This is a genomic window from Rahnella laticis, assembly GCF_015644585.1.
GTDB lineage: Bacteria > Pseudomonadota > Gammaproteobacteria > Enterobacterales > Enterobacteriaceae > Rahnella > Rahnella laticis.
Genome location: NZ_JADOBI010000017.1, coordinates 1 through 21,495, shown reverse-complemented (window position 1 = coordinate 21,495; position 21,495 = coordinate 1). Strand labels below are relative to the sequence as shown.

Annotated in this window: 14 protein-coding genes; 3 read left to right on the top strand and 11 right to left on the bottom strand. The window is 52.2% G+C overall.

The features are described from left to right. Window positions 1-98: 98 nt before the first annotated feature. Window positions 99-3,956 (top strand): S6 family peptidase, encoded by a 3,858-nt coding sequence (locus IV433_RS24275; protein WP_195816334.1) that lies wholly within the window; start codon window positions 99-101, stop codon window positions 3,954-3,956. An 82-nt stretch (window positions 3,957-4,038) separates the two neighbouring features. Here the strand turns inward: IV433_RS24275 and IV433_RS24270 are convergent, their stop codons facing one another. From IV433_RS24270 to IV433_RS24245, 6 genes are all read right to left on the bottom strand, one after another. After that, window positions 4,039-4,695: an HAD family hydrolase gene (locus tag IV433_RS24270; RefSeq protein WP_195816335.1), complete on the bottom strand. Its 657-nt coding sequence runs from the start codon at window positions 4,693-4,695 to the stop codon at window positions 4,039-4,041. Then, window positions 4,692-5,684 (bottom strand): ABC transporter ATP-binding protein, encoded by a 993-nt coding sequence (locus tag IV433_RS24265; protein ID WP_195816336.1) that lies wholly within the window; start codon window positions 5,682-5,684, stop codon window positions 4,692-4,694. Before IV433_RS24265 ends, IV433_RS24270 begins: the two co-directional genes overlap by 4 nt. 2 nt (window positions 5,685-5,686) lie before the next feature. After that, a complete protein-coding gene (locus IV433_RS24260) occupies window positions 5,687-6,472 on the bottom strand; it encodes an ABC transporter permease (protein WP_195816337.1) in 786 nt (261 codons plus the stop codon). Window positions 6,473-6,493: 21 nt separating this feature from the next. Then, window positions 6,494-7,336 (bottom strand): ABC transporter permease, encoded by an 843-nt coding sequence (locus tag IV433_RS24255; RefSeq protein WP_195816338.1) that lies wholly within the window; start codon window positions 7,334-7,336, stop codon window positions 6,494-6,496. A gap of 26 nt (window positions 7,337-7,362) precedes the next feature. Then, window positions 7,363-8,160 carry an alkaline phosphatase family protein gene (locus IV433_RS24250; RefSeq protein WP_195816339.1) on the bottom strand — a complete coding sequence of 266 codons (798 nt, stop codon included), beginning with the start codon at window positions 8,158-8,160 and terminating at the stop codon, window positions 7,363-7,365. 80 nt (window positions 8,161-8,240) lie between these two features. Next, window positions 8,241-9,299, bottom strand: a complete 1,059-nt coding sequence (locus tag IV433_RS24245) for an ABC transporter substrate-binding protein (RefSeq protein WP_195816340.1) — start codon at window positions 9,297-9,299, stop codon at window positions 8,241-8,243. A 204-nt stretch (window positions 9,300-9,503) separates the two neighbouring features. Between IV433_RS24245 and IV433_RS24240 the strand changes: the two genes are divergently transcribed. Beyond that, window positions 9,504-10,214 carry a UTRA domain-containing protein gene (locus IV433_RS24240; protein WP_195816341.1) on the top strand — a complete coding sequence of 237 codons (711 nt, stop codon included), beginning with the start codon at window positions 9,504-9,506 and terminating at the stop codon, window positions 10,212-10,214. Between the two features lie 86 nt (window positions 10,215-10,300). Here IV433_RS24240 and metH read toward each other — a convergent pair whose 3' ends face one another. Next, window positions 10,301-13,984 carry a methionine synthase gene (gene metH / locus IV433_RS24235; RefSeq protein ID WP_370530283.1) on the bottom strand — a complete coding sequence of 1,228 codons (3,684 nt, stop codon included), beginning with the start codon at window positions 13,982-13,984 and terminating at the stop codon, window positions 10,301-10,303. 265 nt (window positions 13,985-14,249) lie between these two features. On the opposite strand from metH, the gene iclR reads away from it, so the two are divergent. Next, window positions 14,250-15,092, top strand: a complete 843-nt coding sequence (gene iclR, locus IV433_RS24230) for a glyoxylate bypass operon transcriptional repressor IclR (RefSeq protein WP_195816343.1) — start codon at window positions 14,250-14,252, stop codon at window positions 15,090-15,092. 40 nt (window positions 15,093-15,132) lie between these two features. Here the strand turns inward: iclR and aceK are convergent, their stop codons facing one another. From aceK to metA, 4 genes are all read right to left on the bottom strand, one after another. Then, a complete protein-coding gene (gene aceK / locus IV433_RS24225) occupies window positions 15,133-16,845 on the bottom strand; it encodes a bifunctional isocitrate dehydrogenase kinase/phosphatase (RefSeq protein WP_195816344.1) in 1,713 nt (570 codons plus the stop codon). A 46-nt stretch (window positions 16,846-16,891) separates the two neighbouring features. Next, on the bottom strand, window positions 16,892-18,214 hold the full coding sequence (gene aceA, locus IV433_RS24220) for an isocitrate lyase (protein ID WP_195816345.1): 1,323 nt from the start codon (window positions 18,212-18,214) through the stop codon (window positions 16,892-16,894). A 40-nt stretch (window positions 18,215-18,254) separates the two neighbouring features. After that, the gene (gene aceB, locus IV433_RS24215) at window positions 18,255-19,853 is read right to left on the bottom strand and encodes a malate synthase A (RefSeq protein ID WP_195816346.1); all 1,599 of its coding nucleotides are present in this window, start codon (window positions 19,851-19,853) and stop codon (window positions 18,255-18,257) included. A 368-nt stretch (window positions 19,854-20,221) separates the two neighbouring features. Continuing rightward, entirely contained in the window at window positions 20,222-21,151 is a 930-nt protein-coding gene (metA, locus tag IV433_RS24210; RefSeq protein WP_195816347.1) for a homoserine O-acetyltransferase MetA, read from the bottom strand. Between the last annotated feature and the right edge of the window lie 344 nt (window positions 21,152-21,495).

Sequence of the window (21,495 nt, the reverse complement as noted above, 5' to 3'; positions counted from 1 at the left end):
GTCGGGGAGTGAATTTTATCAGGAACAAAATATCTCATTAATAAATAGCTTTTTATTGATGGAAATCACGTTCCCTTAAATACTCAAGGTAATGGATTATGAAGTACGACTTATTGGTTGGCGTAATATCGCTTTGCACATTTAGTGCTGAAGCCGGTGTTATGAATGAAAATGTTCCTGTACAGGAGTATCGGGATTTTGCCGAGAACCTCGGGAAATACAAACCCGGTGCAGAAAATGTAGAAGTCTTTAATATTGATGGCACTTCTGCCGGATTCCTTCCTTTTTCTATCCCCGATTTTTCCAGCGCAGCGAAAACCGGCTATACCACGCTCATCGCCAGTAGCTATGTCACAACCGTTAAGCATAACGGATGGTACGAAAACACCAACTTTGCTACCGGCGCAAAATACAGCAACGATTATCTTGTTATTAATTACAATAATCATCCCACCGAAGATTTTAGCGCAGCGCGTCTAAATAAAGTCGTTACTGAAGTCGCCCCGGTCGAAATGGTTGATCCCGCAGATGTTTACGATAAGAGAAATACAGGACGCTATACCTATTTTGCTCGTGTGGGTGCTGGCTATCAGTATCAGATTGATTCGACAGGACAGCATCTGAATTTACTGACACCCAACACTTACGCATGGAAAAGTGCAGGGACATTAAAACCCTCTCAAATATCCCAAAATGGCATCACGTGGATCAACAATGATACAAGCTCCCCTTTAGATATTGCCGGTAGCTCCGGGGACAGTGGCAGCCAGATTTTGGTTTATGACAATGTTGATAAGAAATGGAAAATGTATGGAGTTCTCACCGCCGGGATCTTGGTTGAAAATGGCGCGACGCATACCTCAAAAACGAATGCATTAGCGCTTCAGACCGACTTCATTAACAGTATATTTGCCCAAAATACCGATCCGGATGTGACTGACGTCGCCGCCAGTGGCGATATTCACTGGACCGGCACAGGCGCTGTGGGCGATATCGTTCAGGGGGATTCCGTCTGGAAATGGCACGGCGCTGACCCGGATTTACCCGGGCAGTTTATTCTTACTATTGAGGACATTATCGCCGGAAATGTCGGGACCGATGTCCGCAATCCGTCGCTGGATGCCTCGAAGGATTTGCGCTTTAACGGCGAAGGCGGGCTGATCGTGCTGGATGCCAGCATCAATCAGGGCGCGGGTAAACTACAGTTCTCCAATGACTATCGCGTGGTTTCCGCAGAAGGTGCAGGAAACACCTGGATGGGCGGCGGAATTGAAGTTGACGCCAGCAAAACCGTCGACTGGGAAGTTAAAGGCGTAGCGGGAGACAGCCTGCATAAAGTCGGTGCTGGTACCCTGTATGTCAACGCGACGGGCGATAACTTAGGCGCATTAAACGTCGGCGACGGAACTGTCGTACTTGCCCAGCAAGATGACAGCGCGGGACACCATCAGGCATTTTCATCAGTAACGATTGTAAGTGGCCGCCCTACGGTACGGCTGGGCGGTGAAAGCCAGGTTGCCTCCGACCAGATTTTCTTTGGCTATCGTGGCGGCGTACTGGATCTCAACGGTTATGACATGAGTTTCACGACCATCAATCACAGTGATGCCGGTGCCACCATCATCAATGCCAACACAGATGACCGTTCCACGCTGACGCTGGCGAATACAAAATCCGAAACCTTTATGGGCCAGCTGGGATCCCCCGAAAACCCGTCGGGAATGAACGTGATTTTGAATTCGACGAAAAGCGCCAACAACTATTCCCTGACCGGCGGCGCGTATCTTAATGATCTCACCGTACTCAACGGCGGCCTGACGCTCGCAGGAAAGCAAACACCTCACGCGGGGGGCGTTGTCTTCAGTAATGACTGGATAGACGAAACTTATCAGATCGCCACGTTAAAACTGAATCAGGGCGGACTGCTCACCTTGGGCGAACATGGAACGCTCGAATCTGATATTACGCTGGGCGAAAATTCGACATTACAAATGCACAGCCGCAGCACGCTCGCCGGAAATGTAATGCTAAGCGATAACGCCACATTGTCCGTTATTGCCGGTAGCGCCAGCGATAAAAGCACCGTCGGTGCTGCCAACGCCATCATTACCGCTGCACTGGAAGGGACCGGCAGCCTGATTAAAGACGGCTGGGGTACACTTCTGATGTACAGCGATAATACGTTTTCGGGCGGTACGACCGTTAAGAACGGCGATTTTGTGCTGGAAGGTTCGCTGACTTCAACGCTGACACTGGAAAACGGCACTTCATTTTCCGGCAATGCCAGCATCGCTGATCTGATTATGAAAGATAATGTCGTGCTGGCTCCGTATTATGATCACGATCAGGCCGCCACAGACAGCATTAGCCCTGCGACAATGCGGGTTAACGGAAATCTGTCCGCGGGTGATAATGATGTGATCAACCTGCGAGCCCGGCTGAATCCTGATGATTTACAGTACGACCGGCTGCTCATTGACGGTGATGTCATTTCGGCTGGCAAGCCGATCATGGTCTCCGTCACACCCGATGGCAGCGGGATATTCACCGACAGCGATAACGATGGCGTAGCGGATAATCAGGAAGGGATTTCCCTGATTCAGGTTGGAGGGAATGCCGGTAAAAATACCTTTGCGCTGGCGGGAGAATACGTCGCAAGGGGCGCATATGCCTATACGCTCTACGCTTTTGCTCCGGGTCGCAGCTCCGCAGATCAGCGTGCCGTTGCAGGTTCCGGAGGTCAGTACTGGGACTATCGCCTGCAAAACAGAATGCTCAGTGAAAACGACAATACCGAGCCGACAGCCGATCCCATTCCTGATCCCGACGACGGTGGCACAACGCCCATTCCTGATCCCGATGACGGTGGCACAACACCCATTCCGGATCCCGATGACGGTGACACAACGCCCATTCCTGATCCCGATGACGGTGACACAACACCCATTCCTGATCCCGACGACGACGGAGTAGCCCCGACACCTGAAAATAGCGATAGCCGATCTGCGGTGACGCCACAGGTGTCTTCATATTTGTCCCTGCCGTCGGCGTTACTCAGTTACAGCAACCGCCTGAACACCAGTTTCCACGATCAGGCTCTTCTGCTCGACGATAAAAGGGTTAACATTTTCTTCCAGTATCTCAACGGGGAAGATACGTATCACTCCGGACAGAGCTTTAAAGATTACGGTTACGACTATAAGCAAAAACAGGAAGGCTGGTTATTTGGCGGCAAGGTCTTGCAGCGTGAGGATGAAAGACAGTCTCTCGGGCTGAATTTCGGGCTTTCCCGCGCAGAGCTGGACGTCACGCCAGATGCGGCAGATGGTGACAGCAAAACGCACTACACCGCCTGGGGTCTTTCAACGCTGCTCGTTTACAAACAAACCGACGGTTTACTGGCGGAATGGGAACTGGACGCCGCGAAATATGATGGCACAGTTTCCACAGATCTTCGTGGCGGCGATGTGGCTGATATTAATGCCAAATCCTTTGGGACCACACTGGATTTAGGCTACCCGTTCACTTTTGGGCAGCATCAGCTCACGCCTCTCATTGGCGCCGGAGTTCAATACCTGAAAGTCGATGATTTTAATGATGTTGATGGTGCTCATGTCGATTACGACAACATCGTACGTCCTACCGGTCATATCGGCCTGAGGTATCGGTATGACTGGGATACCCTGAAAGCCGGAAAATGGGCGTTTATCGCAAGTACGCGTTTGACTAAAGATTTCAGTAATGACGGAACCGTTGCCATTGGTGATGTGCATAGCGCCGAATGCAGTGATTTCTCAACGGGTGTGCCGGGAAGCACGGCGCTGCTGGATGTAGGTCTGGTAAATACGTTTATGCCCAATGTCTCTCTGAGTGTCGGCGGGCAATATCAGAAACGTCTTGAGGCAGAAGGGATTGATTACTGGCAGGTCACAACGGGTATCAAAATCAGCTTTTAATTAACGGCTTAAAAAACGGTACTGGTAAGAATTTCCCCGCCCGTCACAGAAACCGGGCGGGGAAATTCAGGTTTATACCGGCTTAACGCCAGGCATAAATCGGCCATCCTGCCTGCCGGGCGTGCTGGAGCAGGACAGCGTCCGGATTCACTGCCACCGGCTGCCCCACGCGGGTCAGTAACGGCAGGTCATTGTGAGAATCCGAATAGAAACTGGCTTCTTGTAACAGGGTTTCGTCCTGATTGATGAGATGCAGCAACCGCGAAACTTTGCCTTCGCGATAGGTCATCGTCCCCTGCGTGGCACCGGTAAAGCGCCCGTCTTGTATTTCAACACCAATCGCCAGTGTTTCATCAACACCAAGGAAACGGGCAATCGGCCTTACCAGATGTTCGCCTGACGCGGAAATAATCACCGTCCGGTCGCCCTGAGCGCGATGAGCGGCCAGACACTCGCGCGCCTGCATATAAATACGCGGAGCAATCACATCCTGAATGTAATTTTCGACCATTGCCGCGACGTCACTTTCACGGCGATCAATCAGCGGCACCAGAGTACAACGCATGTACTCCTGCATATCCATCTTGCCGACCGCATATTGCTGCATCAGTGCGGCATCTTGTTGCAGGAAAGACTGCTCATCAGCCACCCAGCCTTTTGCCACCATGTAGGCTGACCACAAGCTGGAACAGTCGCCGCTAATCAGGGTTTCATCGAGATCAAACAGCGCCAGTTTCATGCAACTTCCCGTAACGTAACAAGATCTAACTGTAGACCAATATCGCTGCCATCGGCGCGAAGTGAGGCCACAGAACGGTTTAAGACATCCACAGAAAGCTCGACGCCATGCGCTAAAACGCGATACCGCACGACATTGCCCAGCAGGCTGTGGCTGAGAATTTTAGCCGGAATGTCCTGTCCGGCCGCGCAAATCGTCACGGACTCCGGACGAATGGCAACACGGCCAGTGTACGTCTGGCCTGTCAGCGCCAGCGCCTGTTCGGCACTCAGCAAATTATAGCTGCCAATAAAACCGGCGGCGAAAGCATCGACCGGCTCAGTATACAAGGTCTCGGCATCGGCATTTTGGACGATTTGTCCTTTGTTCATCAGCACAATCCGGTCTGACATAGTCAGGGCTTCTTCCTGATCGTGTGTCACGAAAATGGCGGTGAGGTTCATTTCGCGCTGGATCCGGCGGATTTGTTCGCGCAAATGCTTGCGGATCCGGGCATCCAGCGCAGACAACGGTTCATCGAGCAATAGCAAACGCGGCTGTGTTACCAGCGAACGCGCCAGCGCCACACGCTGACACTGACCGCCGGAGAGCTGATGCGGGTAACGTTTGGCGTAATCGTTCATTTCCACCAGTTCGAGCACTTCGCCCACGCGGCGATGCACTTCGGAAGCGGGTATCTTCTGCATTTTCAGACCGAACGCGACGTTGGCTTCCACCGTCATATTAGGAAAAAGCGCATAGCTCTGAAAAACCATGCCGATACCGCGCTGTTGCGGTGGCAGCGGCACGATGTCCTGCCCCTGAATCAGAATTTTGCCACTGTCGACGGATGTCAGACCGGCCAGACAGCGCAGCAACGTAGACTTCCCGCAGCCGCTTGGCCCCAGCAGCGTCACAAATTCCCCCTCTTTTGCGGAGAAATCGATGTTGTTGAAAATCTGAGTCGGGCCGTAAGACTTGTTAAGTTGAGTGACCTGTAAATACGACATAATCAGCTCTTTCCTTTGTTCAGCATGTTTGCCACCCAGGTGAAAATCAGGACGACCATGAAATAGGAGATAACCAGTGCGCTGGTGAAATGGCCGCTGCCATTGCGCATGTTATAGAGATAAACCTGAACCGTTTCGTAACGGCTGCCCGCCAGCAGGTTGGCGAAAACGAATTCCCCAATCAGGAAGGAAAACGACAGCAATACGGCGATGGTTCCGCCCTTGCGTAAGTTCGGTAATACCACCAGCAGCGCGGCTTTCCAGGTGCTTGCGCCCAGCAGATGCGCGGCGTCCATCAGGTCACGCAAGTTTATCGCCTGCATGTTGTTGGAGATGGCACGGTAGATAAACGGCAGCGCTATCGTGAAGTAACAGCCGATCAGGATCCACGGAGTGCCGGTCAGCGCGAGAGGCCCGCCAGAATAGAGCTGCATCAGGCCAACGGATGAGACGACCGGCGGCACGGCAAACGGCAGCAGGATGAGAATATTCATCAGCGCATCGAGCTTAGGGAAATAGTAAGCAATCACAAACATAAGCGGCAGGATCAGCACCAGCGACAGGAAAAGCGTGCCGAAACAGACCAGCAGCGAGTGCCAGAGCGCAATCAGGAAGCGCGGATCGCTCCACAACTCCACCAGCCATTTGAGCGTGAAACCGCTCGGCAAAATCGTGGCTCCCCATTCCAGCACCAGCGCATAAACCAGCGTCGCCAGCAGCGGCAGCATCAAAACAATCAACAAAATCCAGATCACCACACGGTGGTAAATCGCTTCAGATCGCGACATCTCACGTTCCTTTTTCAGCAATCAGCTACGCTGACTGAGATAACTTTTGCGCAATAACCACTGATGAATCAGCGTGATAAACGCCATCAGTACCACCAGCAACATCGCCAGCGCGCTCCCTATATTCGGGTCGAGGGAAATATCACCCGACACCAGCGCGGCGATACGAACCGGCACCACGTTGAAGTTACCGGTGGTCAGCGCGTACACCGTGGCATACGCGCCGAGGGCATTGGCCAGCAAAATAACGAAAGTGCCCAGCAGCGCCGGGAACAGAACCGGGATACCGATATGTCGCCAGTAACTCCAGCGCCCCGCGCCCAGCAATGCAGCCGATTCGCGCCAGTCTTCACGCAACGCATCAAAGGCCGGATACATCAGCAAAACGCCAAGCGGGATCTGGAAATAGGTGTAGAGCACAATCAGCCCGTCTTTCGAATACAGGTCGAAATGTTCCATCAGGCCATATTTACGCAGCAATAACGTCAGGCATCCGTTCAGACCGAGCAGGATGACGAAGGCAAACGCCAGCGGCACGCCTGCAAAGTTGCTGGTCATGTTAGTAAAGGACATGACGAAATCATGAAGCTTTGTCGGGCCTAGCTGGCGAAGTGAGTAACTGCCCACTAACGCAATAATCAAACCGTACAAACTCGACCAGATTGAGATATCCAGCGAGATGCGCATGGCCTGTAAATAAAACGGAGAGGTCAGAATGTCGGTGTAATTACCCAGCCCCCAGGCTTCATAGGTTTCGCTGTAAAAACTGCTCACCGCAATCCAGGCCAGCGGCGCCAGCTGGAAAGCGATGAAAAACACCAGAAACGGCAAAATAAACAGCGCCGCAATCCACTTACCTTTCATCGGGGATCCTTTAAAAGTGAGGGAGTTCAGGCCAGTAATGCCGCGCAGTGTGGCTTATCGTGGGCAATATTGAGGATCTGACAAACCGTGCCGCACAGCTCAGTTTGCAGGGGTTCGGCGTCTTTCATGCTGAACGCACTACCGAAGACAAACAGCGGCACCTGACGCTCCTCCGGCAAAATCCCGCCGTGACTGCGGTCATCGTTCATTCCGTGGTCGGCGGTAACAATCACCTGATAACCTGCTTCCAGCCAGTCGCCCAAATAGTGCGAAAGAATGCCATCCGCTGTGCGCGCTTTGTTGCGGTATTGCGGCGTCGAAAGCCCGAATTTGTGGCCCGCATCATCAATGTTCATCGGGTGGATAAGCAGGAAATCCGGGTCGTGGCGACGGCGCAGACTTTCCGCATCGTCGAATAAATGCGAATCAGGATAAGCATCATCGTAATAAAAATGGCCGTGCTGAATAGCCAGGGATTCATCGCTGGTATGGCGGTCGCGCGGCGGATCAAACGGCGTGCGGTTATACAGCTCGCTGACCCAGTGATAGGCCGCAGCAGCCGTCGTCAGACCGGCGTCGCGGGCATAATGAAAAATACTGCGTTGAGTCGATAAACGGTCAACGTGGTTATGAACGATGCCGCTTTCTACCGGCGTGATGCCGGTGAGAATGCATTCGTAAAGCGGCCGGGACAGCGAAGGCAGTTCGCATTCCAGTTGATACAAACGCCCGCGCCCTGCGGCACATTGCGCCTGTAAATATCCCATTGCGTCTTGGGCGACCTGATAATTGAGGCCGTCGAGTACTACCAGAATGCTCTTCATTACACTTTTGCCTTTCTTGCAGGTGTTGTAATTAATCAATGCTTTCGCTGCCCGGTTTTTCTATTTTTTAATTCAGGAAATTATTGCTGCATGTTGATCATGACGTTTTCCTGCCACAGGCGAGGGAGCGTTTTAGCGCTCTTATCCCATGCAGCCGGATCGGCAATCGGGTGAGCATTTTTATATTCACTGGATGGCAGCAGTTTGGCTTTCACGTCGTCTGGCAGAGTGATGTGATCAGCACGGATTGGACGGGCATAGCCACGCGCCAGGTTGATCTGACCGGCATCGGAGAAGATGTATTCACGCGCCAGTTTGGCGGCATTCGGGTGTTTGCCGAATTTGTTGATAATGGTGGTGTAACCCGAGGTGATAGAACCGTCAGAAGGGATAACCACGTCGAAGCGGGTTTTGTCGATTTTGTCGCGATAGTTCAGACCGTTGAAGTCCCAGACCACGCCAACTTGCACTTCACCTTTTTCCAGAGAAGCAATAACCGGGTTAGTCAGGCTCAGACGCCCTGCTTTCGCCAGCTTACCGAAGTATTCGAGACCCGGTTTCAGGTTCTGCTCATTACCGCCCATTGCGTATGTAGCGGCCAGAACACCGTTTGCTGCCTGCGCAGCGGTGCTGACATCACCGATGGTGACTTTGTATTTGCCCTTCAGCAAATCAGCCCAGCTATGTGGTGCATCTTTGACCTGAGACTTATCAATAATGAACGCGATGGTTCCGGTGTAAGCGAGTGCCCACATCCCGTCTTTGTCTTTGGCCCAGTCTGGCACCTGATCCCAGGTGGTCGGTTTATAAGGCTGTGTGACGCCTTTCTGAACCGCTACCGGACCGAATGCAGCACCCACATCACCAATATCCGCACTGGCATTATCTTTTTCAGCGAGGAATTTCGCGATTTCCTGCGCAGAACTCATATCGGTATCACTGTGTTTCAGGCCGTATTTGGTGCTCAAATCATTCCAGGTATCTTTCCAGTTAGCCCAGTCATCAGGCATACCGACGCTGTTTACCGTGCCTTCGGCTTGTGCCGCTTTCAGGAGTTCAGCAGGAGGTTCAGCGGCAAAAGCCGATGATGCGGAGAGGACAAGCGCGCTGGTTAACACAGAAGCGAACAACTGTTTCATAACGGATGCTCCAGATGATAGTGTGTGTGAAATGCTGGTCTAGTCCAGCAAGAACCAAGCCAATCTAACGATCAATTGTGATAATTATATGTCAGCGTGAAAAAGCAGCAGTTTTAAGCTTATCGCTGTTAACAAGCGCACATAATTTATGCAATGCGGAGTCGGATTGGTGCAAAAACGCACTGAAATGAGGCTTGCTGACCGATGAATGAATCGCAGACCACCCTTGCCGTTATCTGCAAGGCATTGAGCGAAAGTATTGCGGCCGGGGCATTTTCTGCCGAGGGAAGGCTGCCTTCTGAGCGCGCGTTGAGTGAACAGTTTTCCACGACCCGCATTACGCTGCGTGAAGCGTTAGGCCATCTGGAAGCGCAGGGGCTGATTTATCGTGAAGTGCGCCGGGGCTGGTTTGTTTCGCCACCGCGCATTATTTATAACCCGTTGCAGCGCAGCCATTTTCACGCAATGGCAAAAGATCAGGGGCGCAGCGCTCAGACGGAGGTCATCGACGCCAGACACTGCATCGCCAGCGATACCGTTTGCCAGAAATTATTGCTGCCCTCCGCCAGTAATGTGATCTGCATCCGCCGGTTACGCTATATCGATAAACGCCCGGTACTTTATGTCGAGCATTACCTCAACCCGTTGTATTTCAGTGACATTCTTGATGCAGATTTAACGTCTTCCCTGACCGATCTGTATGCATCGCGTTACGATATTCATTACGGGCGCGTACGGTTTGATATGGTGCCGACGCTGCTGACAAAAGAAGCGTCGCACGCGCTGAAAGTCGCCTCCGGCAGCCCGGCGTTATTTATCACGCGCACCAACCGGGACCAGAACGACCGGGTCATCGACTGCGATTTGGAATACTGGCGTTATGACGCACTGCATATTGATGTGGAAGTGAATTGAAATAAATCCCGGCCACCTGATGAAGTCAGTGGCCGGGGTTCATGAGAATCGCCAGCGCAGAGTCAGCTGAAAGCATGACGGGGGAATTAGTCGGCGTCGTAACCTAAGTTAGGCGCCAGCCAGCGTTCGACTTCGGCGACGGGCATATTCTTACGAGCCGCGTAATCCTCAACCTGATCGCGCTGGATTTGTGCGACGGCGAAATATTTGCTGTCGGGATGGCTGAAATACCAGCCCGAGACAGCCGCGCCCGGCCACATTGCAAAGGATTCGGTCAGTTGCATACCGGTGTTAGCCTCAACATCCAGCAGTTTCCAGATTTGCCCTTTTTCAGTGTGTTCAGGACACGCCGGATAACCCGGTGCCGGGCGGATCCCCTGATAATTTTCACGAATAAGTTCTTCGTTACTCAGGTTCTCGTTGGCGGCAAAACCCCAGTAAACCTTACGCACTTTTTCATGCAGGTATTCTGCAAAGGCTTCTGCCAGACGGTCTGCCAGCGCTTTGATCATGATTTTGTTGTAATCGTCGTGCTGCCTGTCGTACGCCTCGGCCAGCGCGTCCTCCTCCAGCCCGCCGGTCACGGCAAATGCGCCCATGTAATCTTTTTTGCCGCTGGATTTCGGCGCAACAAAATCGGCCAGGCAATAGTTCGCGAAGTCCGTTTTTTCGGTTTGCTGACGCAAATGGTGGCTGACCACCAGCACTTCATCACGACGTTCGTCGCTGTAAATTTCGATATCGTCGCCTTTGCGGTTCGCCGGGAATAAGCCGACTACACCGCGCGGATTCAGTAATTTTTCAGCGGAAAGCTTATCGAGCAGATCGTTAGCATCCTTGAACAGGCGTTTGGCTTCTTCGCCAACGACTTCATCTTCCAGAATTCGCGGGTATTTGCCTGCCAGCGACCAGGTCATGAAGAATGGCGTCCAGTCGATGTAATTACGCAGCGTTTCGATGCTGGCTTCCACTTTCTGGATACCCAAACGATGCGCGACCGGCGGCGTATAATTTTCCCAGTCAATCGTCGTAGCATTGTCGCGCGCCACTTCAAGGCTGACCGGCGGCGTCCGGGGCTTTTTGCGGCCATGCTGGATCCGCACAGTTTCGTATTCTTTGCGGGTTCGCCCGATAAAAGCGTCACGCTGTTCAGCGGATAACAGAGCCGAAACTACGCCGACAGAACGCGAGGCGTTTTGTACGTAACACGTCGCGCCGCTGTAGTTCTGCTCGATTTTAACCGCGGTATGCGCCTTAGATGTGGTGGCACCGCCGATAAGCAGCGGCATCGTAAACCCGCGGCGCTCCATCTCTTTTGCCACGTTGACCATTTCGTCCAGCGACGGCGTGATGAGGCCGGAAAGGCCGATGATATCGACGTTTTCTTCGATGGCTGTTTTCAATATTTTGTCGGTCGGCACCATAACCCCGAGATCGATAATCTCGTAGTTATTACATTGCAGCACCACACCCACGATATTTTTGCCGATGTCATGAACATCGCCTTTCACCGTCGCGAGCAGGATTTTGCCGTTTGTCTGGCCTTTCTCCTTGCTGGCTTCGATGTAAGGTTCGAGATAAGCCACCGCCTGCTTCATTACACGCGCGGATTTCACCACTTGCGGCAGGAACATTTTGCCGGCACCGAAAAGGTCCCCGACGACGTTCATACCATCCATCAGCGGCCCTTCAATCACTTCAATCGGGCGAACGGCCTGCTGGCGGCACTCTTCGGTGTCCAGCTCGATGAATTCGGTAATGCCTTTGATCAGGGAATATTCGAGGCGTTTTTTAACATCCCAGCCACGCCATTCGGCCTGCTGTTTGTTGGCTTCGCCGTCGTCTTTGCTTCCACGGTATTTTTCCGCCAGCTCCAACAGGCGTTCTGTACCGTCTTCACGGCGGTTCAGAATCACATCTTCAACGGCATCGCGCAGTTCAGCCGGTAAGTCATCGTAAATAGCCAACTGACCGGCATTAACAATGCCCATATCCATGCCGTTGCGGATCGCGTGATACAGGAATACGGCGTGAATGGCTTCGCGCACCGGCTCATTGCCGCGGAAGGAGAAGGAAACGTTGGAAACGCCGCCCGAGATCATCGCATGCGGCAATTCTGATTTGATATCTGCACAGGCCTCGATGAAGTCGACGGCGTAGTTATTGTGCTCATCAATCCCCGTGGCGACCGCGAAGATATTCGGGTCAAAGATAATATCTTCCGGCGGGAAGCCGACTTTTTCTGTCAGTAATTTATAGGCGCGGCGGCAGATTTCGATTTTACGGGCACGGGTATCTGCCTGTCCGGTTTCATCAAAAGCCATGACCACCACGGCCGCGCCGTAACGTCGCACAATCCGGGCATGGTGAAGGAAAGCTTCTTCCCCTTCTTTCATCGAGATGGAGTTAACAATGCCTTTGCCCTGGATACATTTCAGACCTTTTTCGATGACATCCCACTTGGAGGAGTCAATCATGATCGGCACGCGGGCAATATCCGGTTCACCGGCAATCAGATTCAGGAAGCGCACCATCGCCGCTTCAGCGTCGAGCATCCCTTCATCCATGTTGATGTCGATAATCTGCGCGCCGCTTTCCACCTGCTGACGGGCCACTGCCAGCGCTTCGGCATATTTTTCTTCTTTAATCAGGCGTTTGAAACGCGCAGAACCGGTGACGTTGGTACGCTCACCCACGTTCACAAAGAGGGTTTGTGCATCGATAGTCAGCGGTTCCAGCCCCGCCAGACGGCAGGCAACGGGAATAACCGGCAGCTGACGCGGGGGCACACCTTCAACCGCTTTCACCATCGCAGCAATGTGCGCCGGCGTGGTACCACAGCAGCCGCCGACGATATTCAGGAAGCCCGAGCGCGCCCATTCGCTGATGTGCTCCGCCATTTCTTTGGCTTCAAGATCGTACTCACCAAAGGCGTTCGGTAAGCCCGCATTCGGGTGCGCGGTGACATAACATTCAGCAATACGCGATAATTCGGCGACATACTGGCGTAATTCGTCCGGCCCCAGTGCGCAGTTCAGGCCGAATGTGAGCGGCTTAACGTGACGCAGCGAGTTATAAAACGCTTCGGTTGTCTGGCCTGACAACGTACGGCCAGAGGCGTCGGTGATCGTGCCGGAAACCATTACCGGTAGTACGATACCCAGCGCTTCAAATTCGGTTTCCACCGCAAACGTCGCGGCTTTGGCGTTGAGTGTGTCGAAAACGGTTTCGATCATGATCAGATCGGCACCGCCTTTAATCAGCGCCCGGGTGGATTCGCGGTACGCTTCGACCAGTTGGTCGAAAGAGACATTACGGAAAGCCGGATCGTTAACATCCGGAGAGATCGAAGCCGTGCGGTTGGTCGGGCCTAAAACACCGGCCACATAACGCGGTTTATCCGGCGTGCGTGCAGTCCATTCATCGGCGCAGATCCGCGCCAGACGAGCCGCTTCATAGTTAATTTCCGCGGAAAGCGACTCCATGTGGTAGTCGGCCATCGCGATGGTCGTGGAGTTAAAGGTGTTGGTTTCGAGAATATCTGCGCCAGCGGCAAGATAACCGTTATGAATCTCGATGATCACTTCGGGGTTGCTCAGGACCAGAAGATCGTTATTACCTTTAAGATCGCTTTCCCAGTCGGCAAAGCGCTCGCCGCGATAATCTTCTTCTTCAAGACGGTAGCTCTGGATCATGGTTCCCATGCCGCCGTCCAGCACCAAAATGCGCTGTGCCAGTTGCTTATGTAGCGCTTCAACCCGATTAGTCACTTTCACCTCATCACCCACCACGCACACCCGGCAAATTGTTCATTCATACGCCGGAAATTATGGTCAACATCCTAGCATACCTTCAGAAGGCAAAAGGCCGCGGTGACATGAGACTTTTTCAATTCAGGAAGGCATCCCGCAAATGCTGTGCAACACATCGGATGAGCGCAAAGGCAGGTTGCGATCCATACTGTAAAAACGAAAACCAATTCCAAAAATGACTTTTCTTCGCCAGCGTTTGGCGCATCTTACAAGGAACAGGCTTATGGCAACGTCCGCATTGACTCCGGCCAAGCGTGCTAAGAAAACAAAAACCGCTGCGACAACAGGCAGCGCCGCCACCGGACAGGTTCAGTCCCTCACGCGTGGCCTTAAGTTGCTGGAATATATCGCTGAAGCTCAGGGCAGCGTTGCGCTGACGGATCTGGCTCAGCAGGCAGGTTTACCGAATTCCACCACTCACCGTTTGCTGACCACGATGCAGCAACAGGGTTTTGTCCGGCAGGTCGGCGATTTGGGTCTGTGGACCATCGGCTCGCATGCGTTCGTAGTCGGCAGCAGTTTTCTGCAAAGCCGTAATTTACTCGCGATGGTGCACCCGATGCTGCGCCGTCTGATGGAAGAGTCGGGTGAAACCGTCAATCTGGCCGTACTGGATCACAGTGATTATCAGGCGATCATCATCGATCAGGTGCAGTGCAATGCGCTGATGCGGATGTCAGCGCCGATTGGCGGAAAACTGCCGATGCACGCTTCCGGCGCGGGTAAGGCATTTCTTTCCACCCTGCCGGAAGAGCGCCTGGCGAAACTTCTGCACAAAATTGGTTTGCACAGCTACACGCCACTGACCAAGACGTCTCCGGCAAACCTGAAACAGGAGCTGGCCGATACGCGCAAACGCGGTTATGCCTTTGATGATGAAGAACATGCGCTAGGCCTGCGCTGCGTGGCGACCTGCATTTACGATGAGCATAACGATGCTTACGCCGCTATTTCCATTTCAGGCCCGGTTTCACGGATAACAGACGATCGAGTGACAGAACTGGGCGCGCTGGTGATCCATGCAGCAAAAGAAATTACGCAGGCTTATGGCGGCGGGAAACATTAATTGAGGAGCAGCTCCCGCACGGATGGCGGGAGCATAAGACTTAACGGCGGCTGAAACGCTGGCTGCGACGATATGCGAAGACGTCCTCGACGTGCCCTTCGCGGATCCGTGTTTGCAAACCGCGCCAGTAATCGGCACAAAACAGGTCATTGTGTGCCGCTTCGAAGAACTGCCGGACACGCTTGTCGCTGCACAGGAAATGGCGAAATTCTTCAGGAAAAACATCCCCCGGTGCAATGCTGTACCAGGGCTCGCTGGCCAGTTCATCCTCAGGGTAACGCGCGGCAGGAATATCGCGGAAATTCACTTCCGTCATGTAACAGATTTCGTCGTAATCATAAAATACGACACGACCATGACGGGTTACGCCAAAGTTTTTAAACAACATATCGCCGGGAAAGATGTTCGCTGCCGCAAGTTGTTTAATCGCGTTGCCGTATTCTTCAATAACGTCATGCAGCTGCTGATCATCCGCCTGTTCCAGATATAAATTCAGCGGCGTCATACGCCGTTCGATATACAAATGCTTCAGGGCAATACTGTCGCCCAGATCTTCAATCTTCGCCGGGACTTCACGTTGTAGCTCTGCCATTAACTCCGGACTAATGTTTTTCTTAGCCAGAACAAAATGCTCAAATTCCTGGGTATCAGCCATCCGCCCTACGCGGTCGTGCTCTTTGACCAGCTGGTAACAGGCCATAACCTGCGCTTCGGTCACCTCCTTTTGCGGGGCGAAACGGTCTTTAATGACTTTGAAAACGCGGTCACTTCCCGGCAAGGTAAAGACCAGCATGACCATACCTTTGACGCCCGGCGCAATAATAAAAGACTCGTCGGTTTGCGCCATAAAGCGTAAATGCTCACGATAACATTCGGTTTTCGCATGCTTCTGGCAGCCAATCGCGCTGTAAAGTTCAGCCGTCGTTTTGGCCGGTAATATCTCCCGTAACCATTCCACCAGCGCGCCCGGTTGCGGGGCGTAAACCATAAAATAGGAACGCGCGAAGCCGAAAACGATGCTGGCATCATTTCCCTCTGTCAGACACGCATCCACAAACAATTCGCGCTGATGGCTTTGATGTACCGGCAATAACAGCGGGAAAACCTGCTGACCCATCCTGATTTTTCCAATAATCCACGCCGCCTTATTGCGGTAGAAAACTTCAGTGGAGATCTCAATTACCGCCTCTGATACCGCATCACTGGGGAATCTCTGCTGCAACGCTGTACTGATGTAATCAATATCACGCGGCCCATTCTCCCACGCTAAACGCATCGGCAGATCGTAGAGAACCCGGCTCAGTGTGGCGACCAGATTTCCTTTCACAGGATATTGCCGGGCGAGTGGCCGGGCGCAGTTCTGTGGCCGGTGGACTGGCTGTTCGCTAAAAATAAAAAGCTTATCTGTCGTGAGTTCACGGTGTTTGAAAATCCGGCAATAGACTGAATTAAAGAAACTTTCGGCGATTTCTGCCCGGGGATAGTCAGGCAACAATCCGGCGTAACAGTTTTTTATGCGGACCAGAAATGCAGCATCGTAAAAGTGCTGACCCGTGATGCATTTGAGCTGAGAGACAACCAATCCGACATGGTGGTCATAAAGATGAATTCGCTGTTTCATGGCCGCCTGCACCGCCGGCCAGTTGGCACGCTCGAAACGTTGCTGAGCTTCTGAAGTCACCTCCAGAAACCGGCCATACTGTGCATCGAACCCTTGCAAAATAGTCTGAGCAATCAACAGCTCGATGCGCATAATGTCGGCTCCGTCAGAGGAAAAACCCGGCTTGCGCCGGGTCAGATCAGTGGGATGTCGGGGAGAATTGCTGTTCTTCGGTCGAACCGGTTAACGCGGTTACCGATGAGCGTCCGCCCTGAATGATGTTCGTCACTTTGTCGAAATACCCGGTGCCCACTTCCTGCTGATGTGAAGCAAAAGTGTATCCGCGGCCGATCGCCGCAAATTCAGGTTCCTGCACTTTTTCGACGTAATGCTTCATCCCCTCGCCCTGCGCATACGCATGAGCAAGATCGAACATGTTGAACCACATGCTGTGTATGCCCGCCAGCGTGATGAACTGGTACTGATAGCCCATCGCCGCCAGCTGATCCTGGAAGCTGGCAATCGTTTTATCATCCAGATTCTTCTTCCAGTTAAACGACGGTGAGCAGTTATAGGCCAGCAATTTGCCCGGGAATTTCGCGTGAATCGCCTCAGCAAAACGCTGTGCAAGTTTCAAATCCGGCGTCGATGTTTCACACCAGACAACGTCAGCATACGGCGCGTAAGCCAGCCCGCGGCTGATCGCCTGTTCAATGCCAGCATGTGTGCGGTAAAAACCTTCATGCGTTCTCTCGCCGGTAATGAACTGGCTATCATAAGGATCGCAATCGGATGTCAGCAAATCAGCGGCGTCGGCGTCGGTACGGGCCACCAGCAAGGTCGGCACGCCAAGTACATCAGCAGCCAGACGCGCAGACACCAGCTTTTGAACTGCCTCCTGAGTAGGTACCAGCACCTTGCCTCCCATGTGTCCGCATTTTTTCACCGCAGCAAGCTGGTCCTCGAAATGCACCGCTGCCGCACCGGCTTCAATCATTGATTTCATCAGTTCAAACGCATTCAGCACGCCGCCAAAACCGGCCTCTGCGTCGGCAACTATCGGCAGGAAATAATCGGTATAGCCTTGCTGACCCGGTTCAATATTATTTGCCCATTGAATCTGATCGGCACGGCGGAAGGTATTGTTAATACGGGCCACCACTTCCGGTACAGAATTCACCGGATATAACGACTGATCGGGATACATACTGGATGCGGTATTCGCATCGGCGGCAACCTGCCAGCCAGACAGATAAATCGCCTCAATCCCGGCTTTTGCCTGCTGCAATGCCTGCCCGCCGGTGAGCGCGCCCAGGCAATTCACATATCCCTTACGGGACGCGCCGTGCAGTAAATTCCACAGACGGGCAGCGCCGTGCTGAGCCAGAGTACATTCCGGGTTCACCGAGCCGCGCAGGCTGATGACTTCGGCGGCCGTATAAGGGCGGGTAATCCCCTTCCAGCGTGGCTGATTCCAGGTTTCTTCAAGCTGCTGAATTTGCTGAGTACGAGTTGTTTTCATGGCAAATGCTCCGGTCTTTTTATGTGTAGGGTAAGAAGAATCAGGCCAGCAGCTGATAGCCCGCCAGGGTCAGGAAGTCGATTAACTCATCCTGCGTGGTAATTTTTTCCATTAATGTGGCGGCCTGCGTGAAACGCCCGGCGCTGAAACGTTGTTCGCCTAACTCCTGTTGTATCACCAGCATTTCTTCATTCAGCATGCGGCGAAACAAAGGCTTGGTGACCAGCTGACCGTCGCTGAGCGTTTTGCCGTGATGGATCCATTGCCAGATTGAGGTTCGGGAAATCTCGGCGGTAGCGGCATCTTCCATCAGCCCGTAAATAGGTACGCAGCCATTACCGGAGATCCACGCTTCGATGTACTGCACGGCGACGCGGATATTGGCACGCATACCCTCTTCAGTACGTTCGCCGGAACAAGGCTCCAGCAGTCGTGCCGCTGTAATATCAGCATCGTCTTCGCGTAATACGTCCAGCTGGTTGGAGCGGGAACCGAGCGCTTTATCGAAGACTTCCAGCACGGTATCAGCCAGCCCCGGATGTGCTATCCAGGTGCCGTCATGCCCGTTGGTCGCTTCCAGCTCTTTGTCCGTTCTTACCTTGTTCAGCACCCATTCGTTGCGTTTAACATCTTTGCTCGGGATAAATGCCGCCATTCCCCCCATCGCAAATGCGCCGCGGCGGTGGCAGGTTTTGATGAGAAGCCGTGAGTACGCGTTGAGGAATGGCTGCGTCATGGTAACTGACTGGCGATCGGGCAAAACCCGGTCAGCATGACTCTTCAACGTTTTGATATAGCTGAAGATGTAATCCCAGCGGCCACAATTCAGCCCGACGATATGGTCGCGCAGGTGGTAAAGAATTTCGTCCATCTGGAATACGGCAGGCAGAGTTTCAATCAGAACGGTGGCTTTGATGGTGCCACGGGATAATCCGGCGTAGTCCTCCGCAAAGCTGAAGACCTGACTCCACCAGTCCGCTTCCTGATAAGACTGCATTTTTGGCAGATAGAAATAAGGGCCGCTGCCTTTTGCCAGTAACGCGCGATGGTTATGGAAGAAATACAGAGCAAAATCAAACAATGAACCGGGAACGGCTTCTCCCTGCCAGGTCACATGTTTTTCGGGCAAGTGCAGGCCACGGACGCGGCAGATCAACACGGCTGGATCAGGTTTGAGCTGGTAAATTTTACCTAACTCATTGGTGTAACTTATCGTACCGTTAACCGCATCACGTAAGTTGATCTGCCCTTCGATGACTTTTTGCCAGTCAGGAGCCAGGGAATCTTCAAAATCCGCCATAAAGACTTTCACATTGGCATTAAGCGCGTTAATCACCATTTTGCGTTCTACGGGTCCGGTGATTTCTACGCGGCGATCTCTTAAATCTTCCGGAATGCCCCGAATTTTCCACCCTGATTTTTTTATGGAATCAGTTTCCGAAATGAAATTCGGTAAAGTACCGTCATCAATTTTTCTCTGCACTGCGACACGTTCTGTCAGCAAGCGGTTACGCAGCGGGGTAAAGCGCACGACCAGCTCAGACAAAAAATCCACTGCTTCTTCAGTCAGAATATGTGTTTCGTTTTCACCAAAACGGCGTGTAAAACCAAGCTGACTGCGCGTAATTTGCTCTGACATCGCTAACTCTCCTGATTTTTCGACTTAAATCTGCCAGACCGCCTCACTAAGCAGATGCTGATACGGTAGAAAATAAACCAGCGATACCGGGAAAGATCCTGTGGGTATTTATCGATGGTCATTTATTGCCCGATAGATTTAAGCGTAATCAGGATTTTCATAAAATCAAAAACGATTTCCATTTTATTTTTATTTAATGAATTAATAGCGTTTAATCAGTGAGATAGAAACGTAAAAAAATATCAGAAAACAAGAAACTATTTCGATTTTTTTGGGATTGAGGATTGGGTAGTCAGTTGCGAGGAAGACGTTAGAGGCAAACAGAAGCAGACGATCGCGCAGGGATCGTCTGCAAATCATGAAGGCAATTATTCCAGGGTTGGGTTCATCTGGCGCAGATCGAATGGCGTGATCTGATAAACATAGTAGTTAAGCCAGTTGGTAAACAGCAGATGCCCGTGACTACGCCAGGTCGCTTTAGGCGATAGCTCTGCATTATCTTGCGGGAAGTAATTATAAGGCATTTCAGGCGATAAACCGGCTGCGACATCACGTAGATATTCTCCGGCCAGCGTACCGGCATCATATTCGGGATGACCCGTAACGAAGGCCATACGCTTATCTTTCGTTGCGAACAAATAGGCACCGGCTTCGTCAGATTCAGCGAAAATATCCAGATCGGTATGCTGACGCAGGATGTCCGCAGGGAAATCAGCGTAGCGCGAATGAGGAGCCAGGAATGTTTCATCAAATCCACGGGTCAGCAAAGCCAGCGGCTGTGATGTCTGGTGAGGATAAACGCCTGAAAGCTTGGTTTCGCGCGTCATCTTCGGCAAATCATAAAGCACATTCAACGCAGCCTGCACCGCCCAACACACGAACAATGTCGACGTGACATGTTCTTTCGCCCAGTGGATAACGCGCTCAATCTCTGGCCAGTAAGCAACATCACAGAAATCCACTAAGCCCAAAGGAGCGCCGGTGACAATCAGGCCATCATAGTTGTCATGCTGGATGTCTTCGAAATCACAGTAAAAGTTATTCAGGTGTTCAGCCGGGGTGTTTTTAGATTCACGGCTATCAATGCGCAAAAGCTGCACATCAATCTGTAAAGGAGAGTTAGAAAGCAGCCGTAAAAACTGATTTTCGGTCTCAATTTTTTTTGGCATCAGGTTGAGTACCAGCACTTTCAAAGGACGAATTTCCTGAGTTTTTGCACGTGATGAAGTCATCACAAACACATTCTCATTGCGCAGGAAATTTACGGCTGGTAACTCATCTGGAACCCGGATCGGCATAGCTACTTCCTCACTACATCCATTTATACGTTTAGACTTCTAGATAGCCGAAGATAGCGGTTTTTATCTAAGATGTCGAGTCTGCAAACGGTAAGTGAAAATGTTTCAGCTTCGGTTATTAAATTAGATGATCTGGTTATATAACAGAGAAAACGCAAAGCAATGAGTGATAAAAAGGGTAAGACAGGAGGGCAAGTACAGAGGGTGTGGCTAAGAATCTCCCCAAATTTCCCATAGCAAAAAGCCCTGTACGTCAGTACAGGGCTTTCCACTTATTTGATGCCTGGCAGTTCCCTACTCTCGCATGGGGAGACCCCACACTACCATCGGCGCTACGGCGTTTC

Coding starts and splice junctions, on each gene's coding strand:
- IV433_RS24275 (WP_195816334.1), top strand. CDS start 99: ATGAAGTACGACTTATTGGTTGGCGTAATATCGCTTTGCACATTTAGT.
- IV433_RS24270 (WP_195816335.1), bottom strand. CDS start 4,695: ATGAAACTGGCGCTGTTTGATCTCGATGAAACCCTGATTAGCGGCGAC.
- IV433_RS24265 (WP_195816336.1), bottom strand. CDS start 5,684: ATGTCGTATTTACAGGTCACTCAACTTAACAAGTCTTACGGCCCGACT.
- IV433_RS24260 (WP_195816337.1), bottom strand. CDS start 6,472: ATGTCGCGATCTGAAGCGATTTACCACCGTGTGGTGATCTGGATTTTG.
- IV433_RS24255 (WP_195816338.1), bottom strand. CDS start 7,336: ATGAAAGGTAAGTGGATTGCGGCGCTGTTTATTTTGCCGTTTCTGGTG.
- IV433_RS24250 (WP_195816339.1), bottom strand. CDS start 8,160: ATGAAGAGCATTCTGGTAGTACTCGACGGCCTCAATTATCAGGTCGCC.
- IV433_RS24245 (WP_195816340.1), bottom strand. CDS start 9,299: ATGAAACAGTTGTTCGCTTCTGTGTTAACCAGCGCGCTTGTCCTCTCC.
- IV433_RS24240 (WP_195816341.1), top strand. CDS start 9,504: ATGAATGAATCGCAGACCACCCTTGCCGTTATCTGCAAGGCATTGAGC.
- iclR (WP_195816343.1), top strand. CDS start 14,250: ATGGCAACGTCCGCATTGACTCCGGCCAAGCGTGCTAAGAAAACAAAA.
- aceK (WP_195816344.1), bottom strand. CDS start 16,845: ATGCGCATCGAGCTGTTGATTGCTCAGACTATTTTGCAAGGGTTCGAT.
- aceA (WP_195816345.1), bottom strand. CDS start 18,214: ATGAAAACAACTCGTACTCAGCAAATTCAGCAGCTTGAAGAAACCTGG.
- aceB (WP_195816346.1), bottom strand. CDS start 19,853: ATGTCAGAGCAAATTACGCGCAGTCAGCTTGGTTTTACACGCCGTTTT.
- metA (WP_195816347.1), bottom strand. CDS start 21,151: ATGCCGATCCGGGTTCCAGATGAGTTACCAGCCGTAAATTTCCTGCGC.